The following is a 25,855-nucleotide window of genomic DNA, read 5'->3' as shown; positions in this document are numbered from 1 at the left end:
GAGGAGTCGATCTTGATCAGGCTCGAGGTGGACGGGGCCTCGCGCCTTCGCGAACCGCGCGTTCCGCGATCCCCGGCGGCGACGCGCCACTAGCCGGGCGATGCCCGACGCCACGACCGGGAAGCCGTTCGTCGTTTGTCGACGACGACCGCGAACACCTTTGACCAGGTTGTTTGATGCTCCAACTTCCGGAACGGGTTGAGGCAGAGTCACGGCTGGCTGGTGGTGGACTGTGACGCCGGTGAGCTGAGCGATTACCCACAGTTGGGTGGCGATGGTCCCTCGGCGCCAGGCATCGACGTCCGGCCGGCGCTGGTCCTGTGGGCCGCGATGGCCGGGCTGCGGGTGCAGGAGGCCGGGGCGGTCGATTGGACGGATGCGGCCGGGCAGAAGTGGCTCGGCCGAGAAGTCTGGGACAGCCTGGTCTACGTGCGGTCCGCGGTTGGGCTGACAAGCGTGGGAGCTTGTCAGCCCAACCGCGGTGACCGCGGTGATCGCCGGGCCGAGGGCTCGGGGCGGCTAACGACCGTTGCTACTTACGCTTGCGGGGTTTCCGCTTCGCCTTCCTCGGCGGGGGCGGCCTGCGCTGCATGGCCTCGGGCGGCTGGAGCCGGCCGAGGTCTGCCTCGAGGCTGGCTGTCAAAGGCCCGGTGTCACCGTCGTAGTGGGCGCCCAGGAAAGCCCGGGTCGGTTCGTCGTAGGCGAACACTACGCCCCGCGGCAGCGAAAGCTGGTGTTTCTTGAGCCGCAGGTAGCGCTGCGAATTGTGCTCGAATGCCGCCGGACTTTGGCCTGCCGGCCGTGTCATCCACACCAGAAGCCAGCCTTCGGCCGGGTCGGAGGTCCCGGTCACCGGCATGGTGAGCGTTCTGCCGTTGCCGTCTTCGCGCGGAGCGTCGAGCAGCTGCCGCGGGAACCGGGACATGCGTTCTTGCAGTTCGGTGGCGCCCGCGAGCAGGGTTGCGCCGATACTGAGCCAGCCGTACGTTCCGCGCGCTCGGAGTTCGTCGACAAAAGGCATGAGCGGTGATGGGACCATCGCTGGCTTCGGCGCCTGCGAGCGATCCGGCGTGTGGTACCAGTGGTCCAGCGGGTCCGTCCGGGTGGAGATGATCGCGCGCTTCTGGTTGCGGTACCGGCGCCGGTCGGCGGTACTGGGTTCGGGGAGGAAGGGGAAGGCGGTCCGGACCTGGTCGGGATCGGGTTCGACCCAGAGGCCGTTCTCGAAGAAGTAGAGGAACAGGTCGAGCTCGTCCGGCGCGGAGAACAGCTCGGTGACGTCCGGATTGCGCCTGCGGCGGAGGTACAGCAGAAACTCCGCTGGCCGGTCGACTAGTTCTGCGATGAGCTCCAGGTCGTGGAGCGAGACCGTCCAGCATATGTTCTCCGGGGCGAGGAGCCCGGCGCGGACCAGCTCGGCGGTGGCGGTCGCGACACTCGTGAGGTCGTCGAGGCTCACAGCGATTGTGTGGACCTCCCGGATGTGGCCGAGATCGATCCAGCCTTCACCGTCGATTCGCACGCCGCCGTCGCGCTCGATCGCGGTGCGCAGCCGGCCGGTCTGCTCTCCGGCTTTTTTTATGATCCCGGTGAGATCGGTCCGCATGCGGTTGACCTTGCCGCCGCGTGACAGCGCGCTGAGGGCGGCGGCTTTGTCTTCGACGATGACGGCTACGTCGTCGAGGAGGACCAGGTGGTCACCTTCGACCCGCTTGGTGTAGGTGGCCGGATCTCCAGTAGCGGACTCGGAGGTGGTGGCTGGCACGAAGTATTCGAAGCCGTCGCGGTACTCCGCCCCCGGCAACAGTGCCTGGAGAGCCGTTCGGGTCCGGGTTTCCAGCAGTTTTCCGCGGTGCCCTGCGTAGATCTCCCAACTCGTGGACGCCTTGAGGTGCTGTTCCAGGTTTTCCTTGATCGCGCCGGCGGTGAGCGCGTGGTGCGGCAGCATCACCCGGCCGTCCGGGCCGGTGATCAAGGGCTGGGTGCGCAGCGGGTTACGTCCCGCCGCGTAGTCTTCGACAACCTGGGCCGGCGTGGTGGCACCGAGGTCGAGGCGGAACCGGCCGACAACCGCGCGGACCCGCGCCTCCGGCACGTTGGTGGCATCGACGAGCTCGTCGATGCCGACGGTCACCGCTTCCGCCTCGGCCTCCCACACGGCGCTCAGCGCGGCCGCCGCCTCGTCCGCCCGCGGTTCGAAGGTACCGCTTGCCTGCTCGCTGAGCGCGGTGTCCACCAGTTCGACAAAGGATTGCATCCGGGCGTTCAGCTTGTCCTGTTGCCGGTCATGGCACGAATCGAGCACGGCGAACGCGTCCGCGGCCGAGAAACCCAGCTCCGCGAGCAGGGCCTGCCGGACCTCCGGGCAGCCGTCAAAAAGGTCGATTACTGTGGCCTTGGCCTGCTCCGGGTACGAGGTGTTGCGAAGCCAGACTTCCGAGCCCCGGATCAGCATGGAGATCATCGCGAGTTTGTCCGCCCGGTCCGTCGCCATCATGGCTCTCACCTGGCACAGCTGGAGCAGACCGTCGAACTCGTTTTCCGCCTCGGCGACGAACTCGCTCATCGACGGCGTTTCCCGGATTTCACCGGTCGTCGTCGTGGTCAAAGCGATCAATGTAAGCAGCTCCACCCGCGAAGCGATGGATTCGGAGGAATACGACATTTGGCCGGCTGCGCCCCACGGCAGAAAGCGAAGCCGGGCGGCCTCGATCAACCGGATGGGGTCGAACGCGCCGATTCGCTCACTGAGGCTGTCGACGGCCTCGTGAAAGGCAGTCTCAATTGCCTGAGCCGGATCTTCGGAAGCATCAACCGATCGGATCATCTGCTCCATCGAAGAAAAGGACTCAACCACAGCCTGTGTGTGAATATCGAATTCCGGAACGGCGTTCGCTTGTGCTCGTCGTTCTCGCCGTTTCCGCGCCGCGCGGCGGTGCGATTTTGAAGACATCTAGGAATTAAAGCACAACGATGACGCCGCTGCGATGCCGCCCCGCACCTCGGGCGGGTGCCCCTGACGCCGGTATGAGCGCTCACGGTGGCTGCAGGGCCCGGAACCGCCGGTTCGGTCATCGGGAGGTGTCGGAGAATGGGCAGTCGGTTTCGGCGGACCCGAGATTCAGGACTTTTCGAGCACCCCCTCCGTCCCCTGGGGGACGAGGTGCTTATCCGCGTTCTGCTCAGCGCGCCGCCCGCAGCGACGGACGTTGCTGGCAGGTCGTCGGCGAGCTTGACGCTCCGCGGGAACGCAGGCAGACGCGGCCAGCAGACTGGGTGGCCATGCTGTGTCTCGCCGTCGTGTTGTAACGCATCGCTGGCGCAAAACGACTTTGTGGATTGCCAGACAGGTGAATGATCGAGGTCGGATGAATATCACTGATTTCGCGGATCGGTACGTCGGTGCGGACGGTGGCGCAGAGGGGGTCGGACTAGAAGCCCGAGTGTTCGCCGGAGCTCTCGCCGTCGAGCCGGATCGCGCCGAACTTATGCTCGCCGCCATGCTCTGGATGCGCGCTGACGCGATACCGCGTCCCCCCATCAGTCGCCGCGCTTTCAACGCGGGTTTTGATCAACAGGATGTATTAACCGGCCGGATATTTAACCGTTGGCGTCCGACCCCCCTGCGCGATCGACTGAGGCGGGCTGGCGCTTCGCGTCGCGTTTTCCTCGATGTCAAAACCCTCCTGGTGCCCCACGCGAACGGCGGCCGGTATGACCTGGTAGTACTCGACTCCGGAATGCCGCCGTCAGCGGAACCGATCGTGGTCTACTTCGACTTGTTCGAGTTTACCCTCGAGAGAGGTCGTCGAATATCAGACGCAGAAGCGCGAGTGCTAGGGCGAGCCGGGCCGCGCTGGTACGGATCTGACATCTTCGATGTGTTCGAGGAGGCGATGCGAGAGGTCGGGAGGCGACGGGAATATGCGGCAATAGTCGTTCCTGCACCTGCCTTTGTCCCCATGACCGTTCAACCTTGTCTGGGGATCAGAACGGTGGGCGAAGAGGATGCGATCGGCACGGTGGGAATGGCGGCTGTCACCGACGTTGGCGAAGCCGTCCTGACCACGGCGCGGCACGCCGTCGCTGACCGAACGGACCTCTACGTTTCGGGCAGTCTCACCTCGGTGATCGGCAGCAGCGAGATTCTCGACTGCGCCCTGCTCGCCCATCCCTACCAGGTGCACGTAGATTCGCCGAGCGGCGGTGTGCTGGATGTGCCGCCCCGGATACAGGTATTCGCGAGCTTCGACGGCGCGCGCTCGGGCCCCACCAAGACCATGGTCCGCAGTTTCGACATGAGGATCATGTCGGAAGTGCGCAACACGGCGCTGTGTGTGCTGACCGACGCCGACACAGCGGGCGGTGACTCCGGCGCGGCGCTGTACGACGGTGACGGCAAGCTCATCGGCTTCTGCAGTGAACGGACAGAACTCGGAGCTCCCTTCGAGTGCACCAGCTGGGTCTGGGCGCGGCAAGTTTTGAACATGATGCGACTCGAGCCATCGAAGGAATGACCACATGGGATTGTGGCCCGCGATCATCAAAACTGCCGCCGCTCCCTGGGTGGTGCAGGAACTCGGCGCCGAAGAAGCCAGAGCGGACCTGGTCCGCCGCGCAGTCGGGAACGAGTATCTGCACGTCCACCTGCTGGCCATGCGCCTGCCGTACGAGCGGCGGTGGACCTCGCGCTATCACTGCTCGCTGACCAGCTACACCCGGCTCGAGCACGCAGGCCCGACTCCTGTCGAGTTCCTCCTGACCACGAGCCCTGCGTCGATGCGGGGCATCACCGGGGACAAGCTCGCCAAGGTGCCGATCGGCCCGACACGGCTTGCGGGACCGGTGCCCTACCTCGGCGGGCCGCTCGACATCGAGATCGGACTGTTCGCCATCAAAGAGAAAGATCTGGCCGAGCCTTATCTCGACTTCCTGCAATCAGTCGGCGAGCTGGCTGGCGTCTCGTTCGTCGCGCCGGCGCTGAGCCTCATCCGGCCGCTGAAAGACGGCCTGAACGCTCTGGTCGGCACCCGGGATTCCGTGCTGGGGGTCGGTGCGGTACGCACGTTTACGCCGGTGCGCACGGGAGTTTTCGCGGTCCTGGCGACAACGTCCACCGCGCTCGCCCGAAGGCAGTGCGTGCTGTCTGACGATGTGCTGTGCTGGCATGACGGATCACCGGTGACGGACGTCGCCTACGTTGTTTTCAGCATCGAAGCCAGCGCGGCTCGTGCGGACTGGGCACGGCTGCCCGAGGTCGGTCCCGTGTATGCCGCCTTGCTGAGCGCCGCGCGCGCGGACCGGCTGCCCGCGGTGAAGAAGCTACTCGCGCAATTCGAGCGGACGGTTCTGCTGAGCCCTGATCTGATAGAAAGCGACGCCGAGACGATCGTCGCCGCCGTCAAGCGCAGGGTCGAGCGCGCGATGCCCGCGGCCGGTCAGACTCTCTCACAAATTGACCTGCCGGCCTTCGTAGACCTCGGCGTCTTCCCTAGGGCCGCCTCTGAGCCCGCGAACCGGAATCTCGTGGCCATGCCCAGGTAGACGGAATTACTTGTCGTGTACTTCGGTCTCCACCCGCTAGCATCGTCGGCGCGGATAGCGGTGCCGAGGACTCCCCGCGGACCGTCCGCGGCGCGGCAGATCGTCGACCCTGCTCGGTAGCCCGCAGGAGGGCAAGCATAGTGACTGGTCGCTCAGTGCTGCGTCGGGTCCGCGCTGGGTCGGCCAAGTGCCTGCCGGACGGTCGGAATGCTGGACTGGCCCGCACCGCCTGACCTCGGCGATCACCGGCATGTCGGACATCGGCGTAGCGGCAGCTTCCGAACTGGGCGTGGAGCTGGAGCGGCTCGCGCTCATCCCCGACCCCGGAGCAGAGATCGCCGCGGTCCTCTCGGCGTTGGTCGACGGGATTGACCTGGTCGTGCTCGGCCAGGCCGTCGGCCCGTGGGATGCAGCCGCGGCTGGCGCGCCGACTGGCTGGGAGGGTCCGTAACCGGGGTGCCGTCCTGCTTGCCGCCGGTCCGTGGCTCGGCGCCGGGCTCGAGTTGCGTGTGTCGAATCGCCGGTGGCCACTGTTCCGATTTGTCGCACTCGGTCATGCAATGCGGTTTGGTCATGGCCCGGTAGGAAGTCTCGGCCCTTGACTGTCTCGCCGCATCTGCATCGACATGGCTGGGCAGTATCGAACTCGGACGAGAAGTAGCGGACAGGGTTTCGGCCCGGCTCGAGGGGCGAGGGCTTGCTCACGTAGGCGTCGAAAACCGGATGCCCTGCGGCAAGGATGCGTCCGTGGATGACGCACCGGTCGTCGCGGGTGTCGCCGGCATCGCGGACTACGACGGTCTCGATGCGTTGGATCTCTACGGCTTGACGGACGACACCCTGGAAGGCGAAGAGCGCGAACCGCTCGTTGCGGTGGTTGCGGCCGATGACCCAAACTCCGTGTGCGGCGTCGTACAGCGCGCCGGGACTCATCGACTTGCTGAAGCCGATCCGATCGCGTCCCAGGGGTTGGGTCTGCGGATCGCACAACTTTTCCGCGCTCAGCGAAATGTGCGGCCGAGCTCGGTAAGCGCGGCGAGGCGGTGGTCTGCAGAGGCGACCAGCCAGCAGCATCGGCCGAGGGAGTCGTGGACGCGACGCGTGCGCGCGAGCAGCGCGTCTTCGACCGCGTCCGATCGAGTGGGTGGAACGCGCAGCGAGATGCCTGCTGCTGCCGGTCGCAGCCTTCAGCTTCACCGGCTGCTCCTTCGCAGTAGTGGATGCGCATACCCGACCGGGTTGAATGGACTTTATTTGCCAAACTGTTGCCGTATCCGCTCAATAAGGCGAGGCCGTAGCGACTTGTCAATGCATTCCACAAGGTGAACGAGGCGCTGTTCGGTCACTGCGGCTCGCCAAAGCTTGCGATGTTCGAGTCTCAGAAAACGTCGAATTCTGCGCGTCAGGTCAACGCATGCTCGACGAAGTTCGGGATCGTCCGGAGAGGCGTTTCTCAATGCTTCCCATGATTGAAGTAGATCCTGCTTGTCCTTCTCTAGTGTGATGGTGTCGAGCCAAGTTGACTGACCTGCCGCGACGAGTAGGTTCGTGTCGATTATTCCGAAATCATCGTCGAGGGCGGTTGCGAGGAGATGTATGCCGGAGCCATCGAGCACGCGGTCGATCTTGCTGAGCATGCCGGACTCTCGAAGCTCGGACAATCTCTCGTCGACCAAATTTCGGGCGCTTTCTACTGTGGAATGGTGTACTTCGATGTCTGTGATTGTGGTTAGTCGGTCGCCAGATTGATGAAGACGCTTACGCGAGTATATGCATTCGGTAAAAAATCTTCTTACCAGAAGTGGTCTGAGTATCGCGCTGGCCCTTTTGGCGTGCGGGATCGGGGAGGCTCCACGGGGTAGTAGAATCCTTCCGCGCCATTCCAGGTCGGGTCGGCGGGCCACCCTCTTTATTTCGTGGCGCCTGGGAAATCTTTGTAGCCTTCGTGTGGACTGAATTCTGATTTCATGAAGTGCGGTGGCCGCTTTCAGTAGCGGGTAGGTGCATGAGTGAAGCGCGGTTCTGCATGCCAGACTCGCCGTCTTGTTGAGCTCTGCGCGTCCTCTGACGTCGCTGTTCGTGATCGCATAGATGGCAGCGAACAGGCTTCCTGCCGCAAGGATGGTCGACAGGTGAATATCTCCCAAACTAGCTTTGTTTGCTAGCTGGAATGGTTTTTGGAGGATGCCCAGGTACCAGAGTGACGCGAGCCAAGCAATGATATTTCCCGGCGTGGGTTTGAGTATGTACCACGCGAGGGTGAACGGTGCGGCTAGTAAGGATGAGGTAATTACAAGTGGGCCAACGATCACGAATTTGAAGAAACTAGATCGTCTGGTGTTCGATTTCGGGAATGATCTCGAAAGTGTGCTTAGGTTGCGTCGGCGAGGTAGTGCGAGGATTCGTGCTCTTCGTGACCGCAAAAGTCGAGTCCTGTTCATCGTTGCCTCGAACCTGACGAAGAACATGGCCGAGGAGTCGGTGAACTCGAAAGGGAGATGTGGGATTGTGAGGTTGAATGTCTCGCAAACTACGAAATGAAGAGTTCGAGCGATTGTTCGGAAAGCTCCGAATACGATTCTAGTGACGATCGAGGTGATTATTAGGTATGCAACAAGACGGAAGGCAAAAGGTAAATCCTTGATTACCTGTGGTTCGATAGTGTTAATTATCTGCTTGATTCTGGTGAAGAAGATTCCGAAGTCGTTAAGTGACTGGAAGTCGTTCAGGATCTGATCGACCAATGTCCCCTCCATTCTCACGTTGCGGTGCGCGGCGGGCAGTTGTGTTCGATCAGCCGTACCGCGTCGCGAAGCACTGGGCGGAGTGTCCTAGGCCGCTCCCGCTCGGACCTGAGTGCGTCTCCGGCCGACCGGCCACCTCGGATGAAGTCGACCTCGGAGTGGGAGCGATCCGGGCGGCGGGTGCCATTCAGAAACTCCTCAAGGTGGCAGCTTGGTCTCGCCATACTAGACGCGCATAAAGGCGCGCGACCGGTCGGCAACGGGCGGGACTTCCTGCGCAGCTGCGCTTCATGGTGAGGCATAGGGTGCCCGGAGTCGGTGAGCGAGGACGTTCAAGCCCATGCCCTCCGTTACGGCCGCTCTGGAGGCTCTCGGCATGAAGCCGATGCTGCGGAGGAACGCCGACCTGCTCACCTGGAGCATCGTCGAGTGGAAGTCGGGGCTCAACCACGGCTGAGCACGTAAGTCGCGGTAGCTGCTTGGCGACGGCTCGGCTTGAATGACCACCGACCGTCGGTGATCACCCTGTCAGGACTGCAGTCCAGCGCGCTACTGGCAAGCGAAGTCTCCGTGCTGTGGTCACAGCGGGTTCCCACCGGCCGCAGTCAGCGCCTCAGGGGTCAGTGCAGAATGAGTTTGCGGAGGCAGATCACGGAGCAGGCCAGGCCAAGGACGGCTTGCTGCACGTCGGCGCGTCGTCCGGTGCGGCTGCTCAGGCGGCGGAAGTTCCTGAGCCAGACGGAAGTGCGATCCGCCGGCCAGCGGACTTTACTGACGCCCGAGCCATGCTCGGCGCCGTGGCGGGCGATGAGCGGGGTTATGCCGCGGGCGCGGACCAGACGGCGGGGCCTGCCGACCGCGCCACGGATCGTTGGGATGATGTCGATCAGCGAGATCAGCTGGGTGACGTCATTCGTCATGGGACTGGTAGGACACCGCCAGCGGCAAGTCCCGGCCGGGGGAGCGGCGCAGCTGCTGGGTGAAGTCGATGCGGCCGCGGACGGTGTGGAGCCGGTCGTGGCGATCGCGGTAGCCGCGCAGGACCCCGGTTCGTGTGGCGCGGTCACACAGGTGGGTGAAGAGGGCGGCGACGGCTTCGGTCAGGGTCTGCTTCTCGTCGAGGACGGCGTCGTCGGTCCATGCGGGGTCGACGGCGTGGGCGATGAGGAACAAGACTCGGGAGACCGGCAGTGTCGGTGCCACGACGATCGAGGGTCCGTCGACCAGGACGGTGCCGACCCGGTCGGCGGCCTGCACGTTGAACAGGCCATCACCCGAATCTGTGCGAGTGACCGTGCACCTAAACCTGTTCCGCAGAACATTGATCTCAGCCAGGGTCAGAGGCTGGTTCTTGGACTGCTCGTATTCATGGAAGCTGAGTGTCTTCATCGGGGCTGCCGGTCACCTCCGCTCGCAGCTGAGGCAAGGACAGTTCGGCGAGTACGCCTTCGCGTCCGTGGAAGTGGTCGCGCAGGGTGGGCAGCACCGCGTGGTCCCAGATGCTGCCCGATTCCGCGACGCGCAAATCTGGGCGGATCCTCGCCACCAAGAGCGGTAGCCAGAACATGACGACCCAAGTCGGCGAGGTGCGCGCAGGGTTCACGCTGGCGCAGCTGAGCAACGCGTTCCGCGGGTACCGGATCGCCGAGCGCTTCAACCTCGACCTCGGCCAGGGAACGGACGGCGTCAGCGTGAACGACGCCGGGGAGCGATCGGCTTCAGCCTCGACGACGCACCGGCGGCGGACTACGCGTCCGGGCGGGTGAAGGTCACGTTCCTTCATGGTGTCGGGACTCCCGGGAACGCGCTGAGCAACATGGAGACCGGATGCTGACCGGCACTGTAACGAATGTCGATCGTCCGCGCGACTGGTAACTGAGCGGAGGAGAGACTGCATGGCGGGGATCCACGAGATCTACACCCGGGAGATTCACAAAAAGCTGGGTTTCCTAGCGTGCTGGTTCCCGAACACCCTGATCAGTATCGGGGACGTCGGCACTTTGCGCGGACACAGGTTCGATCGCGTGACCAGCCTCGGCGACCTGAATGTCCCTTTTGCGGTGCGTGAGTTGAGCGTCGCCGCGGACCTCAACTATCAGTCCGCCGGCAAGGTAAGGGTCAGCGCGGGCGCGGGCGCGGCCGCGCCAGGGGCAGGATCCGGCAAGCTGTCGGTCGCCTTCAACGACGCCGGCGCGACGCTGCTGCAAGCCTCCGGGTGCGCGTGGCGGGAGCTGGCCAACTTACCGGCGCTGGAACGCGAGCTCCAGGTGCTGCGCTTGGCGAAGGTGTGGCGGCGCGAATGGGTGGTGGTGCACAAGGTGCTCCACACCGGCCCGGCGGCGATCCTGGTCTCGGCGACCGCCGGCGCCACAGTGGACCTCGAGGTCTCAGCGGACGTGCTGGCCGGGCCGCTGCCGGTGGCCAATGCGTCGGCGGCCCTCGCGGCGGCCAACCCGCACGGGCTGGCCGCGCGCGTTGCGGTCGAGTCGGGTGCCACGCCGTTCTTCGGCGCGATCGCGTTCCAGAGGTCGCTGGTCGGTCCGAGCCGGTTCGCTTGGCGCTCCAGCGAACCGGACGTGGTCGGCTTGCCCGGGAGTGCCCCGGCTTCGGCACTCGCCGAAGTCGACTGGGAGCATGCTGTTGACGACGGCTGAGACGGCGGCCGCATCGCGGCCGCTGACGCTCGCGGCACAACGCCTGGTCGACGCGGTCAACGGATTGCCGATCCGCCTGCCCGAGCGCGAACGGCTCGAATCGGCGCTGGATCTGCTCGCGAGCACCGAGTGGACTCGAGTGCGGGTCCGACTGAGCGCCGAGCAGTTCGCATCGCTGCTGGCGCCCGGTTCGACCTTCCGGAAGCATGCTTTCGGGCACGTCCTGGACGTTGCCGAGACGCTGGCCGCGGTTTACGGGTTCGAGTTCGTGGACGTCGCGCAGATCGCCGTCGCGCTTTCCTTGACCATGCGGGCGCCGGTCGGCTCCGGGGTGCCGCAGGTGGTCGCCGAAGCCTTCGGGCTGGGGACGCTGGACCGGCTTGACGACGTGCTGAAGGAGCACAGCGTCCGCCGGGAGGCCGCGGAGTCGCCGCGGCCCGACGAGCCGGTTCGGCTTGGGTTCACCCTGAACGGCCAGCGGTGGCAGCGCGCGTTCACCGGTTGCTACATGGCCGGCGTGCTGGCGGCGGTCGTCCTGCTCGTCGTCCACGGCGTGCGGTCCGGTTCGGTCGCGGCGTGGGTGCTCGCCGCCGCCACGGTCGTGTCCGCTCGCGATTCCCGGGAGACCACCACCCAGTCGGAGCGGATCGGTTGGGCTAGGTTGCCGCTGCGCTGGCCGGTGCAGCCCGTGCTGGCGGTGCTCGCCGTCGCGATGGGGGACCCCTTCGCCGCGGTGGTCGTGATCGCGCAGTTCGTGGTGCTGGATGCGATCGCGGCAGCGGGGGAGGCGGTCGTCGCGCACTACGACATGTTCGACGGCCCCGGCTTCGAGGACGTGCCGGCGTACGTGTGCTGGCTGGCGGCCGTCCCGGACTCCTACATCACCGCCCGGCGCGCCGCGTCGTTCGGCTGCGTCCTGGTCGCGGCGGGCCTGCCCACGCTGCTGAGCACCTGGCAGCAGGGATTCACCGCGGCTCTGTACGCCGCCGCCGCCATTCTGGTCGCCCGCCGGCTGTCCGGAGCGGCCGTCGTGCTGGTGGTAACCGTCGTCGTCGCCGGCGGGTTCACTTGGTTCGCGCTGGCTGTTCCGGTGACCGGGCTGGTGGCGAGAGCGCTGATTGCCTGGCGCTGTCGGCCGCCGGGGGCGCCGGTGCCGATCCCGCAACGCGGGGTATCCGGCTTGCGGCCGCCGAGGGGGCGGGACGCCCGCAGCTTCCGCCGTGCGCGGAAGCTCGTCCGGCGAGGCCTGCCCGCCGCAGCCGCGACATTGCTGGCCGAACCACCGGCGCACCATCCCTTGCTCACCGCGCTGCACGCCTGGGCACTGGTGCAGAGCGGGCGGTTCGGCCGAGCCGCCGAGCTCGCCGGCACCTTGCCCGGGGCAATCGCGCCGGTTCGTGCGCTGATCGTCGCACACGCCGGGCTCGAGCTGTCCCAGCCGGATCTAGCCTTGCGCAGCCTCGATACTGCCACCGGGCTCGTCGGCAGGGGAACAGTCCGCCGGAGGCTGCGGAAGGAGCTTGAGCTCGCCCGGTGGCGGGCGCGAATCGCGCTGGGGGAGCAGGGGTTGTCGGTGGCGCTGGGCCGCGGCGTGCCGCGCACGCCACGCCGTTCCCAGCTGCTCGACGCGATGGTCGTCATCCGGCTGGCCGCCCAGAGTGACCCGGCCTATCCGCCGGTGGCGGTCAAGCTGATCGCGGGATGTGCCTTCATGCTCCAGCGCTGGGCCCGCGATGGGCGTGAAGCGCGGATGTTCACCTTGCTGGAGTCCGAACGAGCCCTAGACTTGGAAAGCCTTCGCGCGAGCGCGGTGATCATCGTCGCGTCGGTCGAGGACGGCAAAGACGCCATCGACATCGCGGATGAGCTGGACAGCGAAACCGGCTTGGCCGAGTTCCTACTCCGCGCCGACCGGCCGCTGGAAGCGGCGAAGGCGCTGAACCAGCTAGCGGACCACTTGGAGAACACGCCGAACCAGCTCTCGGCGCTGGACGCGAGAATTGAGGCCGCCGCGTCGCTGTACTGGACCCGCCACCAGCTTGACGACCTGCCTACCCGGCGGCTGCGGTGGGCCGAAGCAGCCGCGACGATGGACGCCGCGATGCGCCAGGCGGTCGCCGGCGCCGACTGGGCAACCCTGGCCGAACTCATCGAGACGGCGGGGTTGCAGCTGGCCCCGCGCCAGGGGGAGGACCTCACCGATCTCTCGCGTGCCCCGTTCATCCGGGTGCGCGGAGTATCCCGCTTGTCCAAAGCGGTTTGGTATCGGCCCGGGGATCGGCCACCGAGCTACGACCTCGAGCGACTGGCCGACACTGTGCTCGGGCCGAAGACGTGGTGGTGGAGCACCTGGTCGGCCGGCACCCGGCTGTACTGGGCGCTTGTCCCGCCCGACGGTGCCGTCAGTGGCGGTGTGCTGGACGTCGGCCCCGGTACCGATCTCGGGATGGCACTGGCCGATCTGACCGCGGCCGCTCCGGCACCGTGGCCCGGCGAATCCGTCGGAGACGAGCGCTTCGGGGACCGCATGGCCCGCAGCGTCCTGTTCGGACCGGTGCGTGACGAGAGCGATCTGGCGCGGCGCCTGGGCGGGCTGCTACCGGCCTCGTTGCGTGCCCATCTCGGCGGGCACGGCGATGCGGTGAACCTCGCGATCGCGCCAGCCCAGCTGCTGGCCGCCGTGCCCTGGGCTATCGTCGCCATTGGTGACGGGGATCGCCGCCTCGTGGAACGGTGCCGGCTGGCAGTCGCTCCACCGGCCGGCTTGATCGCGGCCTTGTCCGGACGCCCCCATCACAAAGGGCGGCATCCGGTGTCCTTGGCAGTGCTGAACCCGGGCGGAGCCTTCGGCGCAGCCCGGGACGACCTGGTCGCGGCCAGCGCTCTCCAGTACCGCCTGCCCACCGGAGTGCCGGTCGTCGGCCGCTCCGACCGCGTCGACCTCGCTCGATTCGGCGAGACTCTGCGCTCCCTGCCATCTCGGTCCAGCGTGGTGTTCGCGGGTCACACGAGCGCGGGCGACAGCACGCCGCTGAGCAGAGGCCTGCTGCTCCGCCCGGCCACGGCCGACGGTGAGCCGGTGGTGTTGTCGGCCGGCGCCTTGATCGACTCGGCTTCTCGTTACCCGGTGCCGGTTCAGGGGCTCATCCTGGCGTGTGACAGTGCCGACTTGGGACAGGCGGCTGACGGAGAATGGCTCGTGCTCGGCACGGCGCTGCTGTGGGCCGGCGCGCAGCGGTTGGTGGTGACCGGCTTCCCGGTCGTTGACAGCGATGTGCTCGACGTTCCGCTGCTCGACCACCTCGTGGCCGGGGACGACCTCGTCGACTCGCTGCGCGGGATCCAGATGCGGCACTTGGCGCACTGGCGGGCCACCGGAGACGAGGTGATGGCCCCGGCGATCTGGGCAGCCCACATCGCGATGGGCACCTTCTCGGCCCGCTCGCCGGTACCTGAGGCCGACGACCGAGGTGACCGGTACGTCGAGGAGTCCCTGGTCGGGCTGCTGGATAGTGCGGCCGAGCAGGCGGCTCGGCTGGGGAGGTACGAGGTCACACCGACCGACGTGCTGTTCGCCCTTGCCATCTACGGTTTCGCCGAAGACGCGAAGAAAGCACGTCGCCTGCTGCTCGTGCCACTGGTGTATTCATGGTCCGCCGTTTCGCTGGCCTGGGCGGCGCTGCGCCGGCGCGAACGTGCGGCCTTGTCTACGATCGCGTTGCGCGCGGACACCATGCAGATCGTGCGCGACGCGGGCGCGGTGGCATCCGATGCGCGGCATAAGCTCCTTACGCCCGATCACCTGCTGGCCGCCGCGCTGGCCGGCCGCGGTAAGTCCGCGACACTCGCCCGCAAGCTGTTCGGCTGGGACGGTCGGCACCCGGAAGTGGTCAAGGAGATCATCAGCGAAACCCAACATGGTCTGCGTCGCTACGGGCTTGCCTCGGTCAGGTACTTGGCCCCGCACGTGGTCCGGGCTGTCTATATTGCCAATAACTCCGAACCGCCTACAACGAAACAGGAGCAATCTCTTCTGCCCGGGTAGGTCGGCTATAGCGGTGCGCTTCAGGCGGCGTCGTGAGTGATGTTCTGTTGCTATTCGGCCGCGACGGCTAGAAGCCCGAAACTGGCCGAGGGCATCATCGGTGGAACTGGGCAGGGAGTCCGGCGTATCGAGTTGGCCTGGATCAGCTACCTGCCTCCGCATGTATTGAGGCCGTTCGCGTGGCCACTGGCGCCGAATCTGCGACGAATCACGAGGATAACTCGCTTTCCGGTGGGATAAATCGGTCACCGTGGTGGCCGAATACCGCACTCACGGTAAGCTGCGTCGACGTCCTCGGGTCGGAGGCTGCGCCCTCGAAACCCCCCTGCCGGTGCGGCATTGGATTGTGAGTCGGCGATGATCTCCTTAATGACTTCGGGATGTCGGCCATCGTAACGGGTCGCCCACCGTGCCAGTCCTGGAGCGGCACCGGAGTCGGCGAGCATGGCGACCAACAGGTGCTTCGTCGTGACTAACCCGTGCCTTGCTTCGGCTGCGTAGGTCGTTGCCCTGCGCAGCAGGTCCCTCGTGGTGGGATGCAAACCGGCCTGTTTACCAGACGGCCCGTGGAGCTGCCACGCGCCGGGAAAAAAGGAGTTGGCGAGCCAGGAGACCGCTACCAGAGTGTGGCCACGGGTTCGGGGAAGCCATCCAGTGGCTTCGAGTGCCAGTTCGACCAGAACATCACTGGGCGCTACTTCGTTTCTATTTCGACGGAGAGCCGCCTCGGCCGCGGAATCCAGCAGCCATATGAGATCGCGGGCGAATTGCTGGTCGGCGCCCACGGTGATTTCCTTCAAGGGGATATTTGAGGTGAAGGTGCCCATGGCGATGTGGCCACCCCAGATAGCCGGGCTCACGTCAGCTGCGCCGGAAGCGCGCCATTGCGTCAGTTGCTCGAGCTGGATCGCGCGCAAGCCGTCCACGAGGTCGTCGCCGGAAAGCAGACAGCGGACCAGCGCCTCGTCAATGCCGGTCGTGTCGAGCACCGGGAAGCCGGTGACGATGAGCCTTCGAGCTCCGGCCCAGAGCAACGCTGTGCCCAAGACGAGCCACTCGCCGACGGCGGCCTGGGCGAGGTCTGCGGTGTCGCAGGCGAGCACCAGACCTTGGCTCGGGATGGGGTAGCAGCCGGGGTGGTCGATCAAGTCGCGCGCCGAGAGCACCACAGCGTCCCTATGTCCGTCAGGCGGCCGCAACAGGAGCCCGCCCCCGAGCGGTTCATCGGCGCCGGGATGTGTGTGACCGGCGAAGAGGAAACTGCAGGCGGGAGGTAACGACCGAAGTAGGGCACCGACAGATTCGAGGGTGACGTCATCGCCACGCACGATCTTCGGCACATCCGCAGGTAGTGCGTAAGCCAGCGCGCTGGCAGCCAGAAGATCGAGCGAGGGCGGTCCGAGCCGTCCGCCCGGGTTGAGGACCGCCAAGGACAGAGGGCGATGCCCGTCGTGCCAGGGACGTCCGGCCAAGGCGGCAAGAAGGCTGGCTGGCGGGGCAATGGCCAGCCGACACCGTTCCAGCAACCTGGATTCACCGACACCAGTGCCGATGGTCGACCACGGTACGCCGGCAAGTACCCGATCGGGTGCGATCGCCAGATCGGTCAACGGGTTCCGGGCGAGATGCTCGCGGAGCGGGTGGGGAATCAGCGCGGCCAGCCTCATCGAGAGTTCGGCCTCCGCCGATGGCGGCCCTAGCAGAACACTGTCGGCCATTCGAGCCTCGAATCCCGGGCTGCCCACGGACTCTCCTGCCACCGGCGAAGGGGAAGCGCGGCGAAGGTCGGCGAGTGCCTGTCCCAACGAGCTGGAGGGGCCGACGTCCATCACTCCGCCGTACACCTCCCCGTCCGGTGGGACGACCGACCAGTACAGCTCGGTGCCGACGGCCCAGGTGCTCCACCACCACGTGCCGCGGCCGAGGACGATAGCTGCCAATCTTTCAAGGTCGTAGATGACCGGCCGCTCCTGCGGTGAATACCACACTGTCGTCGCCATGCGTGAGGTACCGCGCACGCGCACGAACGGGGCCTTCGTGCGATCGGCCAGGTCCTCGTCTTCACGTGGCGCAAGCTGCAGTCGGGCGGTTTCGATGAGTTCGGCGAGCGTGGCCCAGTCTTTCCTGCTGGCGGCCTGTCGGATGGCGGCGGAGAGAGTGACCGCAGCTCGCGCCCACCACGCGCGGCGCGTGGCGAGGTCGTGGAACTGGTGGCGAAGCCAATGGAGTGTCGCGGCCGCTTCGATCCGCGTATCGAGCGCGGCGCGGTGGTGCGGTGAGATTTCCAGGTGGTCTGCGAGCTGGTTGAGGATGTCGACCGCTTCCAGTGGTCGGTCGGCTCGCAGAAAGAACTCGGCTGCGCCGGTGTCTCGGCCTAGAGCTTCGAGGGGGTCGATCGGCTGCCGGTCACCGGCGATGTTGGCCGTGACCCATACTGTGAGCAAACGCATGCTTTCGAGCCAGAGCACCCGTTCGTTCTGCAGGAGCGTTGAATTCGGCACTTCGATGTGTTTTCGGTACCACGAACCAAATCGATAAGCGAAAATCGCGATCATCGAGGCGGCCGCCGGTGGTGTGGTGTGATTCTCCGCGATCAGGCGGATCGTACGCATAGTGCGCAGCGCATTCGTGCGTCTCGATGAAAGTGTGAGCCAGCGCGCGAGGGTGGGCACCGTGTCCTCGCTCAGCAGGTTTTCGGCTCTCAGGCGGGTCATCTGGATCTCGGTAGCGAGTTGTCTTCTGACGCCGGCTCGCCCGATCGGCTTGTTCGTCTCGGCCAATACTGTGAGGGCTTTCCTCGGCTCGGACAACTCGAGGTGGGAGCAAGCGATCACGAGGGTACGAATCGGGCTGAGTGATTCCGGAAGCTTGCTGACGGCGTCTTGTGCAGCGCCGGGATGGCCGGATTCCAGGAGTGCCCAGCCGTGTAAGGCGGTTTTGATCGGATGAGCGCCCGGATGGGAACTCAGTTCTGCTTCAGCCGCTGAGAAGAGTCCGCGCCGCAGTAGCTGCCGTGCGCGGCGGCACGCCTGGCCCTCTGATCCGCGGAGTCGGGGAATTCCGCGGACTCCGCGTAACGGAACAGGGACAGGTGCAGGGGGAGGCCGCCATGACCAGCTGATGGCAGCTCTTGTCAGAAGTCCGCTGCCCAGTGCGAGGATGATTCCCTCAGTCGACACGTTCATAGTAGTGGCGATGACTAGGAATATGACTCCAAGCCACGCTCGTTGATGGCCGATCATGACGGCCGCCATGATGTAAAAATGTGATCTGTTTGCGATAGTCCGGGAGCGAGCGCTACCGGAGCGACCCCGAGAGCGACGGTGATCCCCAAGGTGAACTGACGTTTGCTCGCTAGAAAAGCGTCCGGAATCGCTGCGACCAGCCGAACCTTGTCCGGCAGGAGGTCGAATGTGGGCCCGCTGAAGCGACTCTGTCGAGCTAGGGCGGAGTCGCCGATCGTCATGACGACCTCGACCAGGAAATATTCTGCAAGTAATACCCAGGCCGCATGTGGTGCGCCTGCGGCGGCGGTGATAGCGACAGGGATAAACTGAGCGGGCCAGCGGGTCGAGATGCGCCCCGTCAACTTGCCGGCATCGAATAGCTGAGTTTCTGTGCTGCGTGAGTCGGCGAAAGAAATCAAGGTGAACGGTAACGCAGCCCACACGACAGCTGATTCAGTCTTGAAGGCGAGAGCTGTCATCGCCAGAAAACCTATTCCGATGGTGGCGAAGTAGCCGATGATCGTGGACCGGTGCCATATCAGGGCGTGGCGGGTAAGCAGGACATCGACGTCGTCAACCAGCATCTCACTTCTAGCGGTGATCCGCTGGTGATGCGTCGTGAGGACCTCATCTAGGTGGTCGAACGGCGGCAGCTCGAATGCCTCGGTCACGTTCTTCGAAAGGTCTATTCCTTTATTGCGGCATTCACTGGTCAGTTCGAGGGAACTCACTATGTGCGGCAAGTCGATGCGATCGGATCCGTGAAGCTCGGCGATCACGCCAGCTACCGTCAGAACCTGCCACAGTGGGCGAGTGATGAACGCCTGGCCTGGCCTTCTTAGAGGTGCCGCATCTCGATATGGAAGGGCTGCCACCAGAATGTCCCAGGCTGCTGGCCAGCCGGCGGCCAGCGCCTGTACAAGCCGTTCGCGTTCGGAGAGATGGTTAGGCAGGCGCTCGAGAGACATGAGCATCGCGGTAGCGCGGTCGGTGTATTGCGTCACGGCTGCCAAGTCATCCCTCGATCGCACCGGTCTGCCGACCCCGACACTTGTCGTAGTCGGAGTCGCTTGGTTCAGCAGCAGTGTTACGAGCGGCTCGATGCCGCCATCCTCTCGTCGAGGACACCTTCAGGGACGTGATTTGGCCCGGGTCGAGGAAGATGAAGCCTCAGGCGCGGCAGCGATGCTGGCACGACGCGACGGGCAGTTCGCGTGTCTCGCCCCCGATCGCCGGTTCGACGTCCGACGCAGAGCTTGCAGGGCCAGGGTCGTGAACTCCTGCGACTGGCCGTTGGCGGGCGCGACCTCGATCTACTTGCCGCCGCGACCTGGGCGCCGTGTACCTCGGGCAACAGTGCCCGGATCGCCGTGCGGACGTGCGATTCTGCACCGTCGATCTCGATCTTGTTGCTCTCCCCGCTGAAAGCCTGAATCTGGCCGGGGTGGCGCCGCCGTACGGATCCGTCCGATCGCATCTACTTCCGTCGAGCAACTCGGTTCCGCCGAGGCCGCGGTCCGCCACGGCAATGCATCGCGCGCCAAGCCCGAGACGCGGGTCGTGGCTGGCGCACCGGTTGCCGCCCACTGCGCGACGCGGTAGTGCTGTTCCGCAGCGCTGCAACGAGGCCAAACAAGGCGCTCAGCGGCGTGAGGGTGATGTGCTGCCCCGGTGACTCTGCGCTATCATGGTTGCATGATCTCCCCAAACACGGGAGATATCCCACGCGTGGGGGTTCAAGTCTCGGACACAGTATTACCCCACGGATCGCGAAACGCGATCTTGAAGCTCGTTCGATCCTAGCTCAGGTTGAATCGATCTCTTGTAGTCGCCATCCTGCGTTGTCGCAGATGATGCGCTTTCCTGAGTCTCGTAGCGCTGTGGCGACCCTTGTGCTTCGTGTTCGGTCAGGCTCGAGCTTGGCTGCGACTGCGCTGACCTGTTCTTCAAGTCTGATGTTGATCTGATCGATGAGATGGTCTTCGCGGATGTAGAGCGTCTTCGCTCGCTCTTGGCCTGCGCGTTGGGTGCTGGTGTGGCCGTGGCGGCAGCGGTACGTCGGTCGCCCGTGGTTCCAGTGGGAGTCCAGTCGCCGGTTGCAAACGCCGCAGTGGATCAGCCCGGCGAGGGCGAATCGGCGAGTCTGGCCGTCGCCAGCGGGGCGCGCCGCCCGGACTTCCTGCGCGGCGACGAAGTCCTGCTCCGTGATCAGCGCCGGATGGGCAGCCTTCGCCGACAGCGCGGGCGTTGAGGCTGGGCCTTCGGTGCCGGTGGCGCGGCGGTTCCAGGTCTGGCGACCGGTGTAGCGCGGATTCGCCAGGATGACGGCGACCGTGCGCAGGGCCCAGGTGCCGCGGGTTCGGTGGCGGTTGCGGTCCGGGTCGGCGCTGGACGGGCAGGGGATACCGCGTTCGTTGAGGTGTCGGGCGATGCTGGCGACGCTGTGCCCGGCGAGACGCTGGCGGAACATCCAGGCGACGTGGGGTGCGGTTCGTGGGTCGGGGGCGAGGCGTTGGAGGCGTCGGCCCCAGCGGGCGTCGGCGGGGTTGGGGTGGGGGCCGGCGTCGACGAGTTGGTAGCCGTAGGGTGGTCGGCCACCGAGGTAGCGGCCTTGTTGGGTGGCCTGGTTGTGCATCGCGGCCAGCACTCGGTGCCGGGCGCGCAGAACTTCGCGCTGCGACTGAGTGGCCAGCAATGCCGTCAGCGCGCGGTGGTCAGGGTTGGCGAGATCGACCGGGCCGCCGGTCTCGGGCAGCCAGAGTTGGATGCCGTGCCGGGTGCACCAGGTGTAAAGGGTGGCGAACTGGGTGCCGGTGAAGGCGCGTTCGTACTCGCCGATCACGATCGCATCGATCGCGGGCTCCGCAGCGGAGACCGAGGCCAACAGCCGGGCAGCCTGCGGTCGATGTCGCCATGGGACGCGGCGTGAGGTGCCGATGTCGAAGTGCGCGGCGACAATCTGGCCGTGACCGGCGATGAGATGTTCCGCCATGTCGCGTTGCCAGCCCTGTGATGACACGCGGTCTTGATGGCGGGTGGTGGAGGTGCGGCCATAGAAGGCGAACCGCAGGCCGTTGAACTGGACTTCGGTGGATGCTGCTCCGGTCTGGGTTCTTCTGCTCATCCACTGTGCGAGCAAGTCCACAGCATCTTTCGGAGACGAGGACTGAGCCGGGTGTGGTTGACGTGGATGCACGCTGGACCGATGGCGAGGCTGACGCCTTATGACGGCGTGTTCGAGTTTGTCCGCCCGTTCGGAGTAGCGGATCGGGCGCACACAGGCCGTATAACGACCTATGCGACGAGGCTGATTCGGTCGCGGACGTCGACTTCGCGGCCCAACGACGAGAAAATGGCACCACCGCGCTCTTGACGGCCGCAGAAGAACGCCTCGAACAGTTGCCCGCGCCCGGCGGCCCGACAGTCTTCGTGCATTGTGACCTGTGTGGTTTTGAACGTGTGACGTGACGTCACTTGCCCGCGATCTGTGAGGAGGGCGGGTTGCTGTCAGCGAATTCGACGTCACTTGGGTCTTGCGGTGGCAGCGTCGATGTGCCTCGAAGTGAGGAGCGTCGATGCCGGGCATGTCGAAGGTGGAGCTGTACGCCGTATCGGGTTGCCGACCGACGCACTGGCCGGCACAGCGCTGAGCACGGCACCCGCCGACAGCGCGAGCGTCGCCACGGCGACGGTCATTGCTTTCCTGCTTCGCCGGGACGGCCCTGTCGCCCGCTCGGGTGACGCTGCACGGGTGAACATCATGACTTCCTCCAGGTGTACGGAGAAGATCGGCGCAAGGTGGCTGCCGATCGCGTCACCGGATGGGACGCAAGCCGCGGATCGGCGTTCGCGGCGTTGTCCCGATAGGCCGCTGAAGCCGGGACAATCAAGGCAAACAACTCGGTCCATGCCGATTGGCAGGCCGCAGGTCGTTCGGAACCGACCAAGGTTGCCACATTCGCTGTCGATCTTGCCTCGCCCGCCGGGCGTTCGCCGAGCTGGGAAACTCGGTCAGCGCCAGCGAGCTGGTGGGCACGGCCCTCGGCTTCCGTGGTGGTCGGCGGCGCGGGGCTGCACAGCCTGGCCGTGGGCGGGCTTCGGGCAGGTCCGTGGTTGACGGTTGCTCGCCATTCCGGCGCAACATCGCCCATTCGCCGCCGGGCGCCGGCGGGCGTACGATGCCGCGCAGGGACGTGACCGGTGGCGGCCGTGACGGTCCGGCCGGTCCGGATGGGCGGCAGGCGCCGCTCCCTGTGAGCGCGCCCGGTCGCCCGGTGCAGGGGAGTTCGATGGGGATGCTGCGCATGTATTTCACGTGAGACGATCTGGCCCGGATCAGTCTCGCCGACACCGCGGATCCGTTGTGGGAGACCGTGCTCAGCCGGTTCCGGCTGCAAGAGCCGCACGTCGGGTCCGCGTTCCGACCCTGGGTGCGCGGCATCCGGGCGGCCAGGTCGGCGATCCGGCGCGCCGGAGAACTGGGACCGAACCCAGGCCGACATGCGGTGACGTCCCAAGGTGCGTCTTGTGGACATCGTTCATGATCACGTGGTCGCCAGGTTCAGCTGCTCTTGGACGCGGTCGGCGTCGTCGATGCGGTGCTGGGCGAGGTAGAGCTCGAGTGCCTGTCGCCAGGTTGCAAGGGCTCGGCTCTGGTCGCCGGCGGCGGCGTGGGTTCGGCCGAGGCCGTCGAGGGCATTGGCTTCCTCGTAGGAGTCTCCGAGTTCACGCCAGAGCGCCAGCGCCCGCTCGTAGTACTCGACGGCATCGGTGTGGTGGCCGCTGGCGCACTCGATGTAGCCGAGATTGTCGAGGGCGTGCCCTTCGCCGTCGCGGTATTGGTGGTGCCGGTGCATTTCCAGCGCCTTCCGGCAGTCGGCGAGTGCGTCCTCGTAGTTGCCGAGCTGGGCGTGCAGCCAGCCGACGTTGTTGAGACTCTGGGCTTCGCGGATGGAGTCGCCGAGTTCGCGGAAGATTGTGCGGGCGTTCGTCATGTGGTTGAGCGCCTTGAGGTCATCGCCGCGCTGGGTCCACAGCTGTCCCAGTGTGCCGTGGATGGCGGCCTCCTCCGGGCGGTTGGACTCGGTTTCGACCAGATGGAGGGCATCGTGGAGGTGGTCGAATGCCTCGTCGAGCCGGTTGAGCCTGCCGAGAACCCGGCCCAGGAAACGGTGCGCCTGGGCTTCGGTGGCTGCATGGGCCAGTTGCCGCGCTGCGGTGAGCCCGGCTTGCCAGACGGTGTGTTCGTCGTGCAGAAGCCCACGTCGGTAGTGGTAGGTGTTCAACGCCCAGGCGAGCTGCCAGACCACGTCGTGCCGGCCGTCGTCGGCGGCGGACCGCTGGGCCGCTAGCAGGCAGGGGTGTTCGGCGTCGAACCAGTCGGCGGCGGACTGGTAGTCCGTCAGTTCCGGGCAGCGGCAACCGGATGCGGCTGGGGCCGGTTCGATGTGCCGCCGCTGTGGGGACAGCAGTTTCTCGGCGGCGCAGGCGCCATGGAGGAAGTAGTCGAGAACGCGTCGCCGCGCGCCGTGCGTGGGCTGCCGGAGTGCGGTCTCGGCGGCGTACTGGCGGATCAGGTCGTGCATCCGGTACCGCCCGCGAGAGTCCGCGCCGAGCAGGGAGGCTTGTTCCAGGGCGCGGAGGACATTCGTGGTCTCCGCGAGAGGCAGGTCGAGAACGCTGGCTGCGGCGTGCAGGCTGATGTGCGGTGCAGGTACCGTGCCGAGGAGGACGAAGGCCGTGGCCAATTCGCCGGGAAGAGACCGGCACGACCACGACAGCACGGTGGGCAGGCTGGCGATCGGGTCTTCGTCGGCCAAGGCGCCCACGCCGCGATCGCGCATCTCGGTGACGAGCGCGGCCAGCGGCCGGTCCGGGTAGGTGGTCGCGTGGCCGGCGACGATGCTCAGGGCCAAGGGGTATCCGCCGCACAACCGGACCAGCTCGTCCACCGCCGCCGGTTCGGCGGCGATCCGATCTGCTCCGAGGCGGTCGGCCAGCAGCGCACGCGCTTCGGCGTCCGGGAGCACGTCCAGGGCCAGGTGGCGGGCACCGTGGCCGGTGATCAGGCCCGGCAACCGGTTGCGGCTGGTGACGAGGGTCAGGCAGCCGTCACCGCCTGGCAGCATCGGCACGACCTGTGTGGTGTCGGCTGCATTGTCGAGGACCAGCAGCATCCGTTTGCCCGCCACCAGGCTGCGGAACAGTGCGGCCTGAGCGTGGGGCAGGACGGGCACACGTGCGGGTTCGACGCCGAGGGCGTCAAGGAAGCCGCGGACGGCCACCTCGGAAGTCATCGGCGTGCCTTCATGGCTGAATCCGCGCAGGTCCACGAAGAGCTGCCCGTCGGGGAAACGCTCGGCGTAGAGGTGTGCCCACTGCAGCGCCAGCCAGGTCTTGCCGATCCCGCCGGCGCCGGAGACGGCCGAGATCACCACGGTCGCGCCGGCGTTGTTGTCCGGAATGCCGGCGCCGAGACGGTCCAGTTCGGCTTCGCGGCCGACGAACGGCCTGGGGACAGCGGGTAGCTGTCGCGGCACCACAGCCGAGGTAGCGCGCGCGCCGGCGGGGTGCAGCGCGGGGTCCGCGGCCAGGACCCGCTGGTGCAGGTCCTGAAGTACGAAGTTCGGGTCGGTGCCCAGTTCTCTGGCAAGCCGGGTGCGGATGGTCCGGTAGTGCGTCAACGCATCGGCCGCCCGGCCGGCTCGGCAGAGCGCGAGGATGTACTGCCCTGCCACCCGCTCGTCCAGCGGGTGCTCCGCGCTCAGCGCGGCCAACCGGACCACGAGCTGCTCGCCTTCGCCGAGCCCGAGCCGGGCGTCGACGAGGTCGAGTTCGGCGGCCAGCCGTTCTGCGTGCAGCAGGTCGCGTTCGGCTTCGGCCCATTGTCCGGTCAGCCCGCTCAGCGCTTCGCCGCGCCACATCTGCAACGCCTCGGTGAGCAGCGGCACGGCATGTGCATGGTCGCCGACGCTGGCTCGAGCGCACAGGTCACGGAACCGTGCCACGTCCACGACGGTCGCACCGGCCTGGAACAGGTAGCCACCGGATCGCCGCACGAGGTCGACGTCTTCTGCGGCTGTCAATGCCTGTCGCAAACGCGAGATGTAGCTGTGGAGGGTCCCCCGTGCTCGCTCGGGTGCATCCGGTCCCCAGACGCGGGTGATCACGCGTTCCGCCGGAACCAGCCGCCCGGCGTCCACCGCCAGCGCCGCCAGGACACAGCGTTGCTTGGCCGGGCCCAGGTCGATCGCGTCACCGTCGAGGTGCGCGACGACGTCGCCCAGCAGTCCGAGCCGCAGCATGGTGTCCCCCCCTGCCCGAGGTCCCGATCCGGACAGAAAGTGCGCTGACCGGCGAAGTTCAGAAACCTACAAGAAAGGTACACGAGCATCTGGCTCGGGCTGACGCTCGAAGGGGAGCGAGCCTCCGCTCGATTCGAACTTACGTTCGGCGCTGGACCAAGGGGGATGGATATGTGTGCCGACCGAGACCCGGTCTTTGTGAAGCTGACGTACCCGGTTGTCGGCGTCTCGCCGCTGCGGGTGGGGACCACGGCTCCCGCTGCGGGCGAGACGCTCAAGGCCGAGGGGGTCGTCCTTCCGTGAATACCAGTCGTGAGGTCTTTGTGACACACAGTCG

Annotated in this window: 14 protein-coding genes; 6 read left to right on the top strand and 8 right to left on the bottom strand. The window is 66.2% G+C overall.

Annotated elements, in window-relative coordinates; translation table 11 throughout:
• Positions 1-532: 532 nt before the first annotated feature.
• On the bottom strand, positions 533-2,953 hold the full coding sequence (locus IE317_RS37665; protein ID WP_229903127.1) for a preprotein translocase subunit SecA: 2,421 nt from the start codon (positions 2,951-2,953) through the stop codon (positions 533-535).
• A gap of 490 nt (positions 2,954-3,443) precedes the next feature.
• On the opposite strand from IE317_RS37665, the gene IE317_RS37660 reads away from it, so the two are divergent.
• From IE317_RS37660 to IE317_RS37650, 3 genes are all read left to right on the top strand, one after another.
• Positions 3,444-4,517, top strand: coding sequence for a S46 family peptidase (locus IE317_RS37660; RefSeq protein ID WP_229903126.1), 1,074 nt, complete (start codon positions 3,444-3,446; stop codon positions 4,515-4,517).
• Between the two features lie 4 nt (positions 4,518-4,521).
• Positions 4,522-5,544, top strand: coding sequence for a hypothetical protein (locus IE317_RS37655; protein WP_191316140.1), 1,023 nt, complete (start codon positions 4,522-4,524; stop codon positions 5,542-5,544).
• A gap of 250 nt (positions 5,545-5,794) precedes the next feature.
• On the top strand, positions 5,795-5,995 hold the full coding sequence (locus IE317_RS37650) for a hypothetical protein (protein WP_229903125.1): 201 nt from the start codon (positions 5,795-5,797) through the stop codon (positions 5,993-5,995).
• Positions 5,996-6,794: 799 nt separating this feature from the next.
• Here the strand turns inward: IE317_RS37650 and IE317_RS37645 are convergent.
• The 3 genes from IE317_RS37645 to IE317_RS37635 form a co-directional block, all read right to left on the bottom strand.
• Entirely contained in the window at positions 6,795-7,181 is a 387-nt protein-coding gene (locus IE317_RS37645) for a hypothetical protein (protein WP_191316139.1), read from the bottom strand.
• A 1,727-nt stretch (positions 7,182-8,908) separates the two neighbouring features.
• Positions 8,909-9,208, bottom strand: a complete 300-nt coding sequence (locus IE317_RS45540; protein WP_191316138.1) for a hypothetical protein — start codon at positions 9,206-9,208, stop codon at positions 8,909-8,911.
• Positions 9,198-9,677 (bottom strand): 5-methylcytosine restriction system specificity protein McrC, encoded by a 480-nt coding sequence (locus IE317_RS37635; protein WP_191316137.1) that lies wholly within the window; start codon positions 9,675-9,677, stop codon positions 9,198-9,200. Before IE317_RS37635 ends, IE317_RS45540 begins: the two co-directional genes overlap by 11 nt.
• A gap of 176 nt (positions 9,678-9,853) precedes the next feature.
• Here IE317_RS37635 and IE317_RS37630 point away from each other — a divergent pair, with 176 nt between their 5' ends.
• From IE317_RS37630 to IE317_RS37620, 3 genes are all read left to right on the top strand, one after another.
• Positions 9,854-10,054 (top strand): hypothetical protein, encoded by a 201-nt coding sequence (locus tag IE317_RS37630; protein ID WP_191316136.1) that lies wholly within the window; start codon positions 9,854-9,856, stop codon positions 10,052-10,054.
• Positions 10,055-10,183: 129 nt separating this feature from the next.
• The gene (locus IE317_RS37625) at positions 10,184-10,942 is read left to right on the top strand and encodes a hypothetical protein (protein WP_191316135.1); all 759 of its coding nucleotides are present in this window, start codon (positions 10,184-10,186) and stop codon (positions 10,940-10,942) included.
• Positions 10,923-14,987 carry a CHAT domain-containing protein gene (locus tag IE317_RS37620; RefSeq protein ID WP_191316134.1) on the top strand — a complete coding sequence of 1,355 codons (4,065 nt, stop codon included), beginning with the start codon at positions 10,923-10,925 and terminating at the stop codon, positions 14,985-14,987. The genes IE317_RS37625 and IE317_RS37620 overlap by 20 nt, the downstream gene beginning before the upstream one ends.
• Before the next feature lie 245 nt (positions 14,988-15,232).
• Here the strand turns inward: IE317_RS37620 and IE317_RS37615 are convergent, their stop codons facing one another.
• The 4 genes from IE317_RS37615 to IE317_RS37600 all read right to left on the bottom strand — a co-directional run bounded on the left by IE317_RS37615 (position 15,233) and on the right by IE317_RS37600 (position 25,518).
• Positions 15,233-17,767 (bottom strand): CHAT domain-containing protein, encoded by a 2,535-nt coding sequence (locus IE317_RS37615; protein ID WP_191316133.1) that lies wholly within the window; start codon positions 17,765-17,767, stop codon positions 15,233-15,235.
• Between the two features lie 458 nt (positions 17,768-18,225).
• A complete protein-coding gene (locus IE317_RS37610) occupies positions 18,226-19,218 on the bottom strand; it encodes a hypothetical protein (protein WP_191316132.1) in 993 nt (330 codons plus the stop codon).
• 800 nt (positions 19,219-20,018) lie between these two features.
• Positions 20,019-21,359 carry a recombinase family protein gene (locus IE317_RS37605; protein ID WP_229903124.1) on the bottom strand — a complete coding sequence of 447 codons (1,341 nt, stop codon included), beginning with the start codon at positions 21,357-21,359 and terminating at the stop codon, positions 20,019-20,021.
• 1,399 nt (positions 21,360-22,758) lie between these two features.
• Complete coding sequence (locus IE317_RS37600; protein WP_191316131.1) at positions 22,759-25,518, bottom strand: AfsR/SARP family transcriptional regulator; 2,760 nt, start codon at positions 25,516-25,518, stop codon at positions 22,759-22,761.
• Positions 25,519-25,855: the final 337 nt, after the last annotated feature.

This window comes from Amycolatopsis bullii, assembly GCF_014654205.1.
Taxonomy (GTDB): domain Bacteria; phylum Actinomycetota; class Actinomycetes; order Mycobacteriales; family Pseudonocardiaceae; genus Amycolatopsis; species Amycolatopsis plumensis.
The sequence above is the reverse complement of the archived record's forward strand: the minus strand, read 5'-3'. Positions and strand labels throughout refer to the sequence as shown.

Excerpts from the sequence above, each read along its gene's own strand:
- IE317_RS37600 (WP_191316131.1), bottom strand. The coding sequence starts at position 25,518 with ATGCTGCGGCTCGGACTGCTGGGCGACGTCGTCGCGCACCTCGACGGT.
- IE317_RS37635 (WP_191316137.1), bottom strand. The coding sequence starts at position 9,677 with ATGAAGACACTCAGCTTCCATGAATACGAGCAGTCCAAGAACCAGCCT.
- IE317_RS37650 (WP_229903125.1), top strand. The coding sequence starts at position 5,795 with ATGTCGGACATCGGCGTAGCGGCAGCTTCCGAACTGGGCGTGGAGCTG.
- IE317_RS37655 (WP_191316140.1), top strand. The coding sequence starts at position 4,522 with ATGGGATTGTGGCCCGCGATCATCAAAACTGCCGCCGCTCCCTGGGTG.
- IE317_RS45540 (WP_191316138.1), bottom strand. The coding sequence starts at position 9,208 with ATGACGAATGACGTCACCCAGCTGATCTCGCTGATCGACATCATCCCA.
- IE317_RS37625 (WP_191316135.1), top strand. The coding sequence starts at position 10,184 with ATGGCGGGGATCCACGAGATCTACACCCGGGAGATTCACAAAAAGCTG.
- IE317_RS37665 (WP_229903127.1), bottom strand. The coding sequence starts at position 2,953 with ATGTCTTCAAAATCGCACCGCCGCGCGGCGCGGAAACGGCGAGAACGA.
- IE317_RS37645 (WP_191316139.1), bottom strand. The coding sequence starts at position 7,181 with ATGCTCAGCAAGATCGACCGCGTGCTCGATGGCTCCGGCATACATCTC.
- IE317_RS37620 (WP_191316134.1), top strand. The coding sequence starts at position 10,923 with ATGCTGTTGACGACGGCTGAGACGGCGGCCGCATCGCGGCCGCTGACG.
- IE317_RS37630 (WP_191316136.1), top strand. The coding sequence starts at position 9,854 with ATGACGACCCAAGTCGGCGAGGTGCGCGCAGGGTTCACGCTGGCGCAG.